This window comes from Staphylococcus sp. HMSC06C11 (assembly GCF_001808345.1).
Classification (GTDB): Bacteria; Bacillota; Bacilli; order Staphylococcales; family Staphylococcaceae; genus Staphylococcus; species Staphylococcus capitis.
The window spans coordinates 484,598-500,253 of the sequence record NZ_KV793038.1 but is presented as its reverse complement, the minus strand read 5'-3'; the positions used below and the strand labels follow the sequence as shown (position 1 = coordinate 500,253).

The following is a 15,656-nucleotide window of genomic DNA, read 5'->3' as shown; positions in this document are numbered from 1 at the left end:
AACAACTTAATGAATCTATTTAGAAAACAGAAATTTAGTATTAGAAAATTTAACATTGGAATTTTTTCGGCACTCATTGCGACTGTTACATTTTTAGCGCATCCATCACAAGCCTCTGCATCAGAACTAGACTCAACTCAACCCGAAAGTTCTGAAGGAACAGTGCAAAATGGCTCTGGACAAAATGTGTCAACTGAAGAATCAAGCGCACAATTAAACAACGATGTTATTCAAGGTGATAATAAACCAAGTACAACTCATTTAGAACAATCTGATAATTTGAATAACTCACAAATTACAGGCAATACACTAGATCAAACACAATCTCTAACTAATAATGAATCAAATGAATTAGAAAATGAAACTAATACTTTAGCAACTAATACGAATTCTACTATCGATGAGAACGCTATACATGTTGATAACACAACTCAACACCATTTAGAAGCTAAGACTAATGATAAGTCATCTAAAGATGCTAAAAATACGTCAAATCCAATTACACACGATACAAAGGTAGTAAGAGAAGAAAGTAATTTACCTAAAAAAAGAAGCCGAAGAGATTTACCAGCTGGAGATAGCAACAACGCAAACACGGCTACGACAATTAATGATCCTAATTTAAGTAATACGGGAACAAACAGTATAAAAACAACGTTAACGTTTGATGATTTAGGCATTACTACTAGCAATAACAGACATAAACCTGAAGTAAAAGTCCTAAATGAATTAAAAGGTTTCAAAATGATCAATGGTGGTAGTGTAGGGTTAGTTAATAGTGAACTTGAGCGTACCAATGTATTTCATAGTGGCGATCCTAGAAACTATCAAGCAAGTGGTAATGTATTGGTTCTAGGTAGATCAAGAGGGACAGATGTTAATGATCATGGAGGTTTCAATGGAGTTGAAAAAGATTTCACTGTTAATCCAAATTCAGAATTAATGTTTGGATTTAATACAATGCCTGCCAATAATGGTAAAGGTGGAACATATTTAATAGTTAAAAATGCAGATAATGATAAGCAAATTGTGAAACAAGATGTTCAAGATGGTGGGATTTGGAGATTAGTTAAAATTCCAGATAATGTTAATAGAGTTAAAGTTCAATTTTTACCAAATAATGATATTATGACTGACACTCGCCGAGTGGCTCTATTAAAGGATGGATATAAATATTACTCACTTATAGATTCCATTGATATCGCTACAGGATCTCATTTGAAGGTGCTCCCTAAGGAAAATAATGATGCTGTGAAGAATAATAAACAATTTGAAGTGAGTACTAGAATAGAGAATGATGGTAATTTCGCTGCTGCGTTAGATACTAATAAATTAATTTATACGGTTAAATTACCAGAAAACTTTGAGTATATTGATGATTCTACTGTAGCTACGTTCGTTAATGGAAATATGCCAAATACTACAATTAAACCTTTAAGTGTAAATTACAATCGACAAACTAATACACTGACTTTCACAAGTAATGGTGTGAATAAGTCTAGTAGTAATCAAGAAGATGCTAAATTTTTACCTAATAAAATTTTAAATATTAAATATAAATTAAGACCTGTTAATATTCCAACGCCTAGACAAGTTACAGTTAATCAATCAATAACATATAAAACTTATGCTCAATATTACTTAAATACTAATGATAATACTGTAACTGCGCAACAAACACCATTTACAATTGATGTAAAAATGAATAAAGACGATTTAGAAGAACAAGTGAATAAAGAAGTTATACCTTCAAATTATACTTTAGCCTCTTTTAACGCTTATAAAAACTTAAAAGCACAAGCACAAACGATACTTGAAGAAGAAGCTAATAATAAACCAATTAATGAGAGAGTTTCCCAAGCTGAAATCGATAGTTTGTTACATCAATTACAGAATACATTAATTAATAGGGTGGACGCAGCTCAAGAAATTAATAATAAAGCACAAGATATGAGTGATGAAGCGGAAGCTAACAATGAATTAACTACTGAAGAAAAAGAAGCTCTAACGGAGAGAATAGATAATGATAAGAATGAAATCCTCAGTAAAATTGATGATCAAACAACTGATGAAGGTGTCGAGCAAGTTAAAAACACTGGACTAACTACCTTGGCTGCAGACACTCCTCAACCAGTAATAAAACCTAAAGCGCGTGAAGCCATTAATAATAAAGTTACTGATCAAAAAGCGTTAATTAACCAAAATAATGAGGCAACGCATGAAGAGAAAAATGTCGCAATTCAAAAAGTTGATAATCATTCTTCGGAATCACTACAAAAAATTGGTGAGGCTGAAACAGAGAGTACTGTTAATGCAGCGAGAGATGAGGGTATTAATAACATTTCTTCGGACATTCCAAACCCTCAACAAAAAGCCGAAGCTAGAAGAATAATCAATCAAAAAGCTCAAGATAAAATCACTGAAATTAATCAAAACACTCAAGCCACTCAAGACGAGAGAAATATTGCTTTAAACAATGTAAACCAAGCAAAAACACAAGCTTTGCAAAATATTCAAAATGCTAATACAAATAATGATGTTACTAACGCTAAAGATGCTGCAATAAATACAATTAATCAATTAAGTGTTAACCCTGTTAAAAGAAAGCAAGCTATTAATGAATTAAACACGGTAGCGCAGCAACAAAAACAGAACATTCAAAGAAATAATGAAGCTACAACCGAAGAAAAAACGGAAGCTGAAAGTAAAGTGGAAAGAGAATTAGCTCAAGCTACTCAAAACATTAATTCTGCATCTACTAATAATGAGGTTGACCAAGCAAAAACAAGTGGTCAGAATGCTATTAATTTAGCCAATCCTAACACTACAGTTAAGAGAATTGCACGAGAAGCAGTTGAAAATAAAGTAACTTCTCAAATTCAACAAATCAATGCTAATAACAAAGCAACTAATGAAGAAAAAGAGACAGCAATTAATAATGTATATGCACATAAGCAAGAAGCTTTGAACAATGTTACTAATGCTCATTCAAATTCAGATGTTAAAAATGTACAACAAGATGGTATAAACACTATCAATCTAGATCAACCTAATGCGGTTAAAAAAGATCAAGCAATTTTGGAATTAAGTCAAAAGGCACAAGAAAGAAAAGCTACACTTAACCAAACACCAGATGCAACTGATGAAGAGAAAAACGCTGCTAATACCAAGGTTGATCAGGCACTTAATGATGGTATACAATAAATTAATCGTTCAACATCAAATAATGACGTTGATAATGCTAAGACAAATGCTACACAAACAATCGATAACATCAATGTAGATGTTCTGAAGAAACCACAAGCTAAAGAAGAAATCGCATCTAAAGTGAATGACAAACAAAGAGAAATAACGAATGATAATGAAGGTACTACTGAAGAAAAACAAAGTGCTATAGAAAGTGTAAATCAATCTAAAGTTGAGGCTGACAGTGGTATTTCACAAGCTCAAACTAATACAGAGGTTGAAAAAGCTAAAAATGCTGGATTGAGTAATATTGGAAATATTCATCCTGTCTTTAATAAAAAACAACAAGCACGTGCAAAAATAAATGAGAAATTTAAAACAAAACAAGATCAAATCAATCAAACCCCTAATGCTACTCAAGAAGAGAAAAATGAAGCATTAACAAAATTAACGCAAGCTAAAGATGCTGTATTACAAACAATAAGTAATTCACAATCAAATGATAATGTTGACCAAGCACAAACTAATGGAATTCAAACTTTAGATGGTATTAACACTACAGTTAATAAAAAACCTCAAGCAAAAGAAAGTATTAATCATGTCGCTCAAAATCATAATAATGAAATTGACTTAAATAATAACGCTACTACTGAAGAAAAAGATGATGCAAAGAATTTAGTAAATGCAGCAATTACTAATATCAATAATAATATTGACAACGCAGATACAGACGCTCAAGTAGATAGCGCAGTGGCTAATGGAACTCAAACGATAAATTCAATTACTCCTGCTACGACTGTAAAAACTAATGCTAAAAATGAAATTGCTAAAAAAGCAGAGTCTATCATAGCTAAAAACCAAACTTCACCTGATGCTACTGACGAAGAAAAAGCAGAAGCTAATTCAAAAGTAGAAGAAGCAAAAGCTGAAGCTAATAGTAACATTCAAATAGCAAAGTCAAATGAACAAGTTAAAGAAGCAAAAGATAACGGTCTTAATAAAATTAATGAAATTAGCCCAACTACTACAATTAAGTCAGAAGCTAGAAAGGCTGTTCAAAATAAAGTAAACGAGCAAATTGGTTTAATCAAAGCGACACCAGATGCAACTGATGAAGAAAAAGCAACTGCTATTGCAAAAGTTAATAGTGAACTAGCCAAAGTTCAACAACAAATTAATACAGAACATACATCTCAAGGAGTTAATAGTGTTAAGGCAAATGCAATGACTGCAATAGAGCAAATCACAGCTCAAGCAATAGAGAAAGAAACCGCTAGAGATGCAGTTAAACAAAAAGCTAATGAACAAACTGATGTTATCAATAATAACAATAACTCAACAGAGGAAGAGAAAGTAGAAGCGATAGGCAGAATAAATAATGCTAAACAAGAAGCACTAGACAATATTAATAGTGCAACAATGAATCAAGCCGTAACTAGTGCTAAAAATGAGGGTATTAATAATATTAATTTAATTCAATCGTCAACATCTACTAAGACAAATGCTAAGAGTGATATTGATCGTAAATTAAGTGAACAAATAGAAAATATTAACCAGCATCAAACTGCTACAACAGAAGAAAAAGATACAGCTGTTCAATTAGCAAACCAAAAAGCTAATGAAGCAAAAAATAATATTCAAACTGCAACGGATAACGAAGGCGTTGCTCAGGCTAAGACAAATGGCATAAGTGCAATAAATAATATTGAACCTAATGCACAACAAAAACTTACCGCTAAAAAAGATATAGAAACCAAAGTAACTGAACAAAATAGAGTAATTGATAATACGACTAATGCAACTGATGAAGAAAAGCAAGAAGCTAAAAATAGAGTAAAAACAGAAGAAAATACAGGTAATCAAAATATTGATCAAGCTCAAACAAATCAACAAGTAATTGATGCAAAAACTACTACTATTGATACAATAAACACTATTATCCCTAATGTAACAAAGAAACCAACCGCAAATAGGGAAATTGATGCTAAGTTTGAGCAACTTAAACAAGCTATCAATTCTACACCTGATGCAACAACAGATGAGAAAAATGAAGCTATACAACGTTTAATTGAAAAAAAAGATGAAAGTAAAAATCTAATTAGTCAAGCAACTAAGGATGCACAAGTAGATCAAAATAAAGAAAATGGAATACATGAATTAGAAACTATTCATGCTCATCCAACTAAAAAAGCAGAGGCTATTCATGCTGTTCAAGAGAAAGTTAAATCACAAAATGACTTAATTACGAATAACAACGATGCAACAGATGAAGAAAAAGAGGTCGCAAAGAATCTTCTAGAAGCAAGCAAAATAAAAACAATTAGTAGTATTAATCAAGCACAAACAAATGCTCAAGTAGATAATGCTAAAAACACAGGTATGGATGAGATGAGTTTAATTCACCCAGCGACTACTACCAAAACTGATGCTAAAACAGCTCTTGATCAAAAAGCTCAACAGCAGGATACAATTATTAATGGTAATAATGATGCAACAGACGAAGAGAAAGCTAAAGCAAGAGAGCTAGTTGAACAAGCTAAAACTGAAGCTAAAAATAATATAAATAGTGACCATACAACTATTGATGTTAATAATGAAAAAACTAAGGGCATACAAAAAATTGCAGAAATTCACCCAGCTACAACTGTTAAGTCTAACGCTAAACAAGAATTACAAAATAAAGCTGATGATCAGATCGCTCAAATTACTAACACGCCTAATGCAACTCAAGAAGAGAAACAAGATGCTATCACAGAAGTTAATACTTCATTGGCTCAGGCTAATCAAAACATCAATCAAGCGCATTCTACTGAGGAAGTTAAACGTGCCAAAGGTGATGGAATTAACTCTATTAATGATATTCATGCAAAAGTAAACAAGAAACAATCTGCTATTAATGAATTAAAACAAAAAGCTAATGAACAAAAACAGTTAATCTTAGCTAATAACAACGCGACTGATGATGAAAAAAATGCAGCACAAGCACAAGTAGATGCTAAATTAGCTGAAGAAATACAAAATGTTAACAATGCGGATACAAATGCTCAAGTAGATAATGTAAAATCTAAAGCAATCACAGCAATAAGTGCTATCAATGCCCAACCTCATAAGAGACAAGATGCTATCAATAGTTTAATTGCTCAGGCAGAAAGTAAAAAAGCTGACATAAGAAATAATTCTCAAGCTACTACTGAAGAAAAAAATACGGCAACGCAATCTATTGAAGTAGCTTTAACTAAAGCTAAAGCAGAAATTAGTAATGCTCAAACGAATGCTGTAGTGGATGAAAAGCTTGAAGCAGGTAAACAAAGTCTCCAACAAATTGAGGTATCAACAGTAACTAAAACAACTGCAAAAGCTGATGTAGCAAATGCTATAAATAATAAAAGAGAACAAATTAATATTAATCGTCAGGCTACAACAGAGGAAAAAGATGAAGCACTTAATCAACTAAAACAGGAAGAAACGAAGGCAAATAATGCAATTGATTCAGCCTCAGCAAATCAAAATGTTAATGATGCCAAAACACAATACTTGGCAAGTATTGAAAATATTCAGCCTAATATTGTTAAAAAGCCTGCATCAAATGATGTAATCAATAATAAAGTAACAGAACAAACAAAACTTATTAATAATAATCAAGAAGCTACTTCAGAAGAGAAACAGGCAGCTTTAACGAAATTAGAAACTGCGAAAACTAGTGCACTTCAAAATATTAATCAAGCTTCTACAAATGACGAAGTTCAAGCAGCTGAAAATACTGGTGTTGCAGAAATAGGAAAAATAGTGCCAGAAACAACTGTGAAACAAGCAGCTAAACAAGGCATTGAACAAACTACTCAAAATCAAATAAACAAAATAAATGATAATAATAATTCAACATTTGAAGAAAAAGCAGTAGCTATTAATAAAGTCAACATAGCTAAAAATGAGGCATTAAATAATATTACTAATGCTACGACAACGCAGTTAGTTCAAGATGCAAAAAATAGCGGAACTATTGTAATCACAGGAATAAATCCTGATACATCGGTAAAAGCAAATGCGATTCAGGCTCTTTCAACAGAAGCTAAAAATAAAAATGATTTAATTGATCAAACACCTAATGCAACTGCTGAAGAAATGGAAGAAGCAAATAATAAAGTAGATAGTATCCAAGAAAAAGCAAATGCTAACATAGGCAAAGCTAATACAACAGATGAAGTTAACCAAATTAAAGCAAAAGCAATTCAAGATATGAAAGCTGTTCAAACTGAAGTTGTTAAAAAACAAAATGTGAAAGAACAACTTTCACAATTAGGTGAGAATCAAAAACAAGTGATTAATAGCAACACTGAAGCTACTAAGGATGAGAAAGACGAAGCTATTGAGAGACTCAATAATGAATTAAATACTTCAACTACACAAATTAACAATGCAAGTCATAATAGTGAAGTTGACGGAATCTTAAATAATTCTAGACCTAAAATAGAAGCTATTACACCTCAAGCGAGAAAGAAACGTTCAGCAATAGATGAAATTGGTGCAAAAGTTAATGCACAAAATAGTGAAGTTGACAAAAATAAAGAAGCGACTTTAGAAGAGAGAAATGATGCACTAAATAAAATTAATCAAGCTTATGAAGAAGGTAAGGCTAACATTAAAAATGCCCAAACTAATGATGAAGTTGACAATGCTAAAAATTCAAGTATACAAAAAATTGCATTAATACAACCATCTACTGAAGTAAGAGCAAATGCCAGAAAAGCATTAAAAGCGAAAGCAGATGAACAAAACGCCTTAATTGACAGTAATCGCAATGCCACAACAGAAGAAAAATTGGAAGCAAAAGAATTAGTTGAACAAGAATTAAATTCATCTAACTATAGATTAAAACACGCTGATACAAATCAAGATGTTCAAAATATAATATCTGAAGATTCAAAAGCTATAGCTAATATACAACCATCTACTGATGTTAAGGATAGAGCTAAAGCAGATGTTGTTGCTAAAAGTAATGAAAAACAAAATGAAATTGTTAATAATACTGAAGCTACTACAGAAGAGAAAGAAGTGGCTTCCCAACAGCTTCAACAGGTTACTGATCGAACAAATAATTCAATTGGTTTAGCACAAGATACAGATCAAGTAAACGTAGAAAAGAATAAGGGCATAGAATCTATTAAAGATATTCAACCTATTATCATTAAAAAACCAGCTGCTAGGGTTGAGCTTGATAAAGCACTTAAAAGAAAACAAAACGAGGTTAATCAATTACCTAATGCAACTACGGACGAATTACAGCAAGCGTTAAATCATTTAGATCAATTTGTTCAAGAAGCTAAAACTAATATAAATCAAGCACAAACTAATGCTCAAGTAGATCAAGCTAAAGAGAACGGTACTAACAGTATTAATACTTTTGAACCAGTAATAGGTGTTAAACAAAATGCAATTGACGCAATTAATAATGCTAAACAAGAAAAAATCGACCGAATAAGTCAAGCTTTCAGTGCTACACAAGAAGAGAAAGATAAAGCATCACAATTCGTAAATGAAGAAGCTCAAAAAGCTATAGAATTAATTAATAAAGCCCAAACAAATTCACAAGTAACTGAAGCAAAAGATAATGTTATAAATACGATTAAACAATTTGAACCAGAGTATCATAAGAAGCGAAATGCAATTCTAAAACTTTATGATATTGTTGATGCTCAAGAAGCTATTATTAATGCAGTTCCTGATGCAACAGAAGATGAGAAACAAAATGCTATAGATAAAGTTGAACAATTATTACATGCTACGAAAAAAGAAATCGGTTTAGCAAGTGATAATGCTGGTGTAGATGACATTTATAACAACATATCAGAGCAAATTAAAACAATTTTCCCTGAAGTTGTAAGTAAATCTAATGCTAGAACTATACTTAACAATTTAGCTAATCAATTAATTAAAACATTTGAAAATACACCTGATGTTACTACAGAAGAACGTGATGATGCTATCAACCATGTGAAAAATCAATTAAGTGCGGTCTTAGGTGCAATCGATAAGGATACTAGAGATGTACAAGTGGCTCAAGAAAAGGTATTTGGTTTAAATGATTTAAACAATATTGTTATTAATGTAATTCAAAAACCAACTGCTAGAAAAGCTATAAATACAAAAGCAGATGAAATTAAATTATCAATTAACAATACACCTAATGCTACGGATGAGGAAAAACAGAATGCATTAGATAAAGTTCATGCTATTGTTAATGATGCCCAAAATAAAATCCGTGAAGCTAAAGCAGATAGTGAAGTTATGGTCGCTAAAACAGATGCAATTTCTTTACTTTCTGTTATCAATCCGGAAGTTCAAGTAAAACCATTTGCTTTAGATGAAATCCAACAACAAGCTAATAATCAAAAATCTAAAATAAACAACAACTCTGAAGTGACTAAAGAAGAAAAAGATGCGGCTATACTTTTAGTAGATGATTTAATTAAACAGAGTGAAGTACGATTAGATGCTGCGACTAAAAACCAACAAGTTGAAGATATTAAAAATGATATTATTAATAAAATTTTAAATATTGAACCAACTAATAGCATTAAACCTGCAGCTTTGAAACAAATTTTAGCTAAATTAGACGCTCAAAAAGCGTTTATTAGTGAAAATAATGATGCTACAGACGAAGAGAAAGCGGTAGCTATAGATAAACTCGTAGAAGCGTCTAGTGAATATGCTGCTAAAATTGATGATGCTAAAACGAATGATGAGGTCGAAGCAGTTAAAAATCAAAGTATTAAAGATATAGAATCTATACTTTCTCTAATTAGTAAGAAACCTCAAGCTAAGTTAGAAGTACAACAGAAAGCTGAGGAAATAAAAACTACAATTAATTCTAATAAAGATGCTACTACTGAAGAGAAAAATGCAGCTTTAAAAACTTTAGATGAATTGATAAATGAGGCAGATGAATCTATATTATCTGCTCATACTAATGAAGAAGTTGATAAAGCCAAAGCACTTGCTTTACCAAAAATTGAAGCGGTGAAAGTTACAACTGAAGTTAAACCTCAAGCAAAAGCGCAAATTCAAGATGTAGCTAATAAGAAGAAAAATGAGTTTGAGAAATTTGAGGATGCAACTGTTGAAGAAAAACAAGAAGCATTAAATAAACTTGCTGAGACAGTTAATACTATTAATCTTGCTATACAAGATTCTGAGGCTAATGCTGATGTATCAAAATCACTTCACGACGGTTTAGCTAAATTAGGTTTAATTCAAATAAATGCACATAAGAAATCTGATGCGAAATCATACTTACATCAACAACTTTCTGCTAAAATTCATGCTGTTGAAGCAAATAGTGATGCGACAGTTGAAGAGAAGCAAGCATTTATTAGCAAATTAAAAGCTTTAGTCAATCGTATTCATATGCAAGTGAATGACTCAGAAACAAATGAAGAAGTAGATAATAGTTTGAATAACTTTAAAGTAGAATTTGAAAAATTAAAATTACAAACTCATAAAAAAGCTAATGCTAAACGTATCATTCAAAACAAAGCGGATGAAATCATTCGAAATATTGAAGATAATGATAAGGTTAGTTATCAAGCTAAATTAGCAGCTAAAAATTTAATTTCTCAAATTTTGAATGATTCATTTAAAGAAATTGAAGACGCTAATGATAATAAAACTGTTGATGAAGTAGTCAAACAAACAATTACTAAACTAGAAGCTATAAAAGTTAAAGAAGATAAGTTAAACTCTATGGAATCTACTCATCAAACTGAACAAAATAATAAATGTGATAATGTAAATGGCTCTAATAATAATCAACATACAATAAATGAATTGCCTGATACTGGTGAAACAGATTATTCAGGACCTTTAGCAGGTGCAGCATTACTTTCAGGACTAGCATTGTTATCTACACGTAAAAATAAAAAAGATAAAAAATCTTAATTCACTACTCAAAAAACCTTCTAGGTAGCATAAAACGTTACCTAGAAGGTTTTAAATATATTAGGATTCATTTTTAAAAGTTCCAGCATTAGATCCAGCAACGTGACCTGTCACTAATGCACTTGTTATATTGTATCCGCCAGTATAACCATGTATATCTAATACCTCTCCACACAAAAATAATCCTGGAACGATTTTTGACATCATTGTTTTAGGTTGTATTTCTTTTAAAGACACACCACCACCAGTGACAAACGCTTTATCAATGGGGAGTGTTCCATTAACGTTAAACCTAAATCCTTTTAAATTTGAGATAAAGTGATTTAATTGTTGATTAGACAAATGATGAGATGTAGTTTCATCACTAATATCGGATTGTTCTAACATAAACAATAAGTAACGTTCTTCAATTAAGCCATGCAAACTATTTTTTATATACTTATCTGGTTCAGCCTTTAATAAGGATTTAATTTTTTGAGAGAGTTCATCGTGATTTAAATTTGGAAATACGTCCAATTGCATAGCAATATCCTGTTTCTTTTGATTCTTTTGTTCTTTATAGACAAATTGGCTACATCTAAGCGCAGCTGGACCACTTACACCAAAGTGCGTAAATATCATATCCATTTGATGGCTTATTCTTTTTTTACCATTTTTCTTTAAAACTGATAATTCTACATCTTTCAAACTTAATCCTTTAAGACGTTTTGATTTAATGAAAGCGTCTCTAGAAGTTATTGGAACTTCTGTAGGGAAGAGTTCGGTTATAGAGTGGCCAAGAGATTCGGCGAATTGATAACCGTCTCCAGTTGACCCTGTTTGTGGTACAGATGTACCACCAGTAGCAATGATTAAAGATTTACTTTGGAATTCACCTTTTTGAGTTGTAACATAAAAAATACCGTTATCATGAGAAATTTCTGTGACTGGAGTTTCCTCCATAACATTAACTTTGTTTTCATTAATTTGTTTAATCAAAGTGTTTACAACATCCTGTGCTTTATTGGATACAGGGAACATCCGACCGTGATCTTCTTCTTTTAATTTCACGCCTCGGCTTTCAAAAAATTCAATAATAGATTCATTATCAAAAACTGAGAAAGGGCTATAAAGAAATTTACCGTTACCAGGTATGTTTTTGATTATTTCAGCATAGGGTAGGCGATTAGTAACATTACAACGACCTCCACCTGATATTTTCAATTTTCGTCCTAAACCCTTTTTCTTTTCAATTAATAAGACATTATCACTTACTTCACTTGCGGCGACTACAGCCATTGAACCGCTGGGGCCTCCGCCAATTATAATAGTTTGATACATTGAGTTACCTCCACATATTCATTGTTACAATTGTATTAGACTATTTAAGTATTATCTAATAAAAATTAAGGTATGAGATGACAAAGAGTAAAAATATAATTATAATATGAAACTTGGAACCTCATTAAATTAATACTAACATCGTGTCTTTTTTCTACAGATACTTAGCTTTTTAAAACATAATTTTTACAATGTCTAAAAAGTGGAAAATAAAAGACAAACATTTATTATTTTGTGATATATTTTTAAGTAATGCAAGGTAATAAGTTTTGATATAAACAACACGATATAAAACTTTAATAAAATTTTAAGATAGGAAGATAGGTAATGAGTGAGAGTAAAGAAATGGTTCGAGGAACCTTTTTAATTACATTAAGTATTTTAATTACTAAAGTATTAGGTGTGCTGTTTATTATCCCGTTCACTTCATTGATTGGCGGGCAAGAAAATATGGCTCCTTTTACTTATGCTTACGCTCCTTATAATATTGCAATTGCAGTAGCAACTGCAGGGGTGCCACTAGCAGCTTCTAAATATGTAGCTAAGTACAATGCGTTAGGTGCTTATAAGGTCAGTCAAAAGTTTTATAAGTCAAGTTTCATTGTAATGAGTATTACGGGTGTAATTGGCTTTCTAATTTTATATTTTTTAGCTCCATACATAGCAGAGTTAACTTTATCGCGTAAGAATAATGCGAAAACTGGTTGGTCAGTTGCTGATATTACATGGATTATAAGAATTATCAGTATTGTAGTTATATTTATACCAGTTTTAGCTACATGGAGAGGTATATTCCAAGGATACAAATCTATGGGCCCAACAGCTGTTTCAGAAGTAACAGAGCAAATTGCCCGAATTATTTTCATATTAGTAGGTAGTTACTTAGCTTTAAATGTATTTAATGGTACAGTTCTACAAGCAAATGGAATTGCCACGTTCGCAGCAGCAATCGGAGCTATAGCTGGAATTATTACGCTTTGGTATTATTGGATTAAACGTAGAAGAAATATTAAAGAAATGGTTGAGTCTGATACAGCTAATATGCATGTTTCTTATGGAAACATGTATAAAGAGATTATTGCTTACAGTATTCCATTTGTAATTGTAAGTTTAAATTTCCCATTATTTAATTTAGTAGATCAATTTACACATAATGGGGCTCTAAGTTTAGTTGGCGTAAATCCAAAGTTACAAGATACATTCTTTAACATGTTAAATATGTCTACAAATAAAATTGTAATGATCCCAACATCATTAAGTGCTGGTTTTGCGGTGAGTTTAATTCCATTTATCACAAAAACTTATGAAGAGGGTCGTCTAGAGGAAATGCATAGACAAATTAGAACATCTATTGGTGTCCTAATGTTTATTACAGTGCCAGCTAGTATAGGTATTATGGCATTAGCACAACCTTTATTTACTGTATTCTATGGTTATGATCCTATTGTTCATGGTCACGACCCTAACTTTGACGGAAGTAGATTACTATTTTATTATGCACCCGTAGCGATATTAATTTCACTATTAAGTGTAACTGCTTCTATGTTGCAAGGTATTGATAAGCAAAAATTAACAGTCTTTGTTATTTTAGGTTCAGTAGTCATCAAATTAGCACTAAACTATCCGCTTATTATGCTTTTACACACTCCAGGTGCGGTACTAAGCACTGCAATTGCATTATTATTTGCAATTGGCTGTAATTTCTATATTTTAAAAAAATATGCGAAATTCAAATTCAGCTATAGTTGGATACAATTTGCTAAAATATTCTTATACTCCTTCATCATGATGATAGGTGTAGAAGTTGTATACTTCATTCTTAAATTATTCCTAAATCCTACTAGATTTGGTTACCTCATTATAATAGCTATAAGTGTTATTGTTGGTGCGCTTATTTATGGTGGCATTACAATCAAGAATAGACTGGCTGACGAATTTTTAGGTGACGTTCCTGAAAAAATTAGACGAAAAGTGACGTTTTTAAGATGAGAATAGATAAATTTCTAGCTAATATGGGTTTAGGCACTCGTACTGAAGTAAAACAATTACTTAAAAAAGGTCTTGTAGAGGTTAATGAGAAAAAAATTAAAACACCTAAATCTCAAATTGACCCTGAAACAGACAAAGTAGTGGTTGATGGTGAAGAGATTTCATATGTAGATAACGTCTATATGATGTTAAATAAACCTAAAGGTTATATTTCAGCTACAGAAGATAACGCTCATCAAACTGTTTTAGATTTAATCCCTGAATTTTCACATTTAGGGATTTTTCCTGTAGGAAGGTTAGATAAAGACACAGAAGGATTACTTTTATTAACTAATGATGGACAATTTAATCATGAATTAATGAGCCCAAAAAAACATGTATCTAAAACTTATGAAGTTATATCTAAATATCCTATTAAGCAGTCAGATATAGAAGCTTTTAAATTAGGCGTAGAACTTTCTGATGGTAAGGTCAAACCGGCAGAACTTATTAAAGGAAATGATAGACTTTCATATGTTACGATTTATGAAGGAAAATATCATCAAGTAAAACGAATGTTTCATAGTATCGAAAATGAGGTATTAGAATTGAAACGTGTTAAAATCGCCAATTTAGAATTAGATGAAACTCTAAATTCTGGTGAATATCGTTTTTTAAATGAACAAGATTTCGAAAATCTAAAAAAATGACAAAGGAGAAGGTGTACAATTATGGGTAAAAGTACAAATTTATTTAGAATTGCATTAGGCATTGGTGGCGCTGTTGCAGCAGTCGCTTTATCACGCAAAGACAGTCGTGACAAACTTAAAAATGAATATAACAAATATAAAGAAAATCCTGAATCATACAAAGCAAACGCTAAAGACTTTGCTAGCCAAATTGGAAACAAAGCCAATGAAACGATTCAAGAAGTAAGAAATAATCCAAGAGATTATGTTGATCGAATTAAAAATGATCCTAAAGCATTCTTTGAAGAAGAAAAATCTAAATTTACTGATTTAGATGACAAAAAAGCAGATGATTTAGAAGAAGGAAAGTTTGACGACGAAGGTGGCGCAACAACTTCTAATAATCTAAGAGTTGTCTCTGAAGATGATTTAAAAAATAATAAAAATGCTTTAGAAGATAAAGAATAAATAAAATTTATCAATTTAAATCACAATAATAAAGAGCCTATAGATGAACGCTAGAAGTTCATCTATAGGCTTCTTTTTTATCTAAAAAAA

At 31.3% G+C, this 15,656-nt stretch carries 7 protein-coding genes; 5 read left to right on the top strand and 2 right to left on the bottom strand.

Annotation, left to right across the window (positions count from 1 at the left end):
• Positions 1-9 precede the first annotated feature (9 nt).
• Positions 10-3,204, top strand: a complete 3,195-nt coding sequence (locus tag HMPREF3154_RS11650) for a SasC/FmtB family protein (protein WP_070474457.1) — start codon at positions 10-12, stop codon at positions 3,202-3,204.
• Here the strand turns inward: HMPREF3154_RS11650 and HMPREF3154_RS11645 are convergent.
• The gene (locus HMPREF3154_RS11645) at positions 3,177-3,338 is read right to left on the bottom strand and encodes a hypothetical protein (protein WP_256275672.1); all 162 of its coding nucleotides are present in this window, start codon (positions 3,336-3,338) and stop codon (positions 3,177-3,179) included. The genes HMPREF3154_RS11650 and HMPREF3154_RS11645 overlap by 28 nt on opposite strands.
• Here HMPREF3154_RS11645 and HMPREF3154_RS11260 point away from each other — a divergent pair.
• Positions 3,328-11,121: a DUF1542 domain-containing protein gene (locus tag HMPREF3154_RS11260; protein WP_256275671.1), complete on the top strand. Its 7,794-nt coding sequence runs from the start codon at positions 3,328-3,330 to the stop codon at positions 11,119-11,121. The genes HMPREF3154_RS11645 and HMPREF3154_RS11260 overlap by 11 nt on opposite strands.
• 60 nt (positions 11,122-11,181) lie before the next feature.
• Here HMPREF3154_RS11260 and HMPREF3154_RS05705 read toward each other — a convergent pair whose 3' ends face one another.
• Positions 11,182-12,441, bottom strand: a complete 1,260-nt coding sequence (locus HMPREF3154_RS05705) for a BaiN/RdsA family NAD(P)/FAD-dependent oxidoreductase (RefSeq protein ID WP_070474454.1) — start codon at positions 12,439-12,441, stop codon at positions 11,182-11,184.
• A 327-nt stretch (positions 12,442-12,768) separates the two neighbouring features.
• On the opposite strand from HMPREF3154_RS05705, the gene HMPREF3154_RS05700 reads away from it, so the two are divergent.
• The 3 genes from HMPREF3154_RS05700 to HMPREF3154_RS05690 are packed head-to-tail and all read left to right on the top strand — an operon-like array spanning position 12,769 to position 15,566.
• Positions 12,769-14,430, top strand: a complete 1,662-nt coding sequence (locus HMPREF3154_RS05700; protein ID WP_023350080.1) for a putative polysaccharide biosynthesis protein — start codon at positions 12,769-12,771, stop codon at positions 14,428-14,430.
• A complete protein-coding gene (locus HMPREF3154_RS05695; RefSeq protein ID WP_023350081.1) occupies positions 14,427-15,119 on the top strand; it encodes a pseudouridine synthase in 693 nt (230 codons plus the stop codon). Before HMPREF3154_RS05700 ends, HMPREF3154_RS05695 begins: the two co-directional genes overlap by 4 nt.
• A gap of 21 nt (positions 15,120-15,140) precedes the next feature.
• A complete protein-coding gene (locus tag HMPREF3154_RS05690) occupies positions 15,141-15,566 on the top strand; it encodes a YtxH domain-containing protein (RefSeq protein ID WP_002434662.1) in 426 nt (141 codons plus the stop codon).
• Positions 15,567-15,656 lie beyond the last annotated feature (90 nt).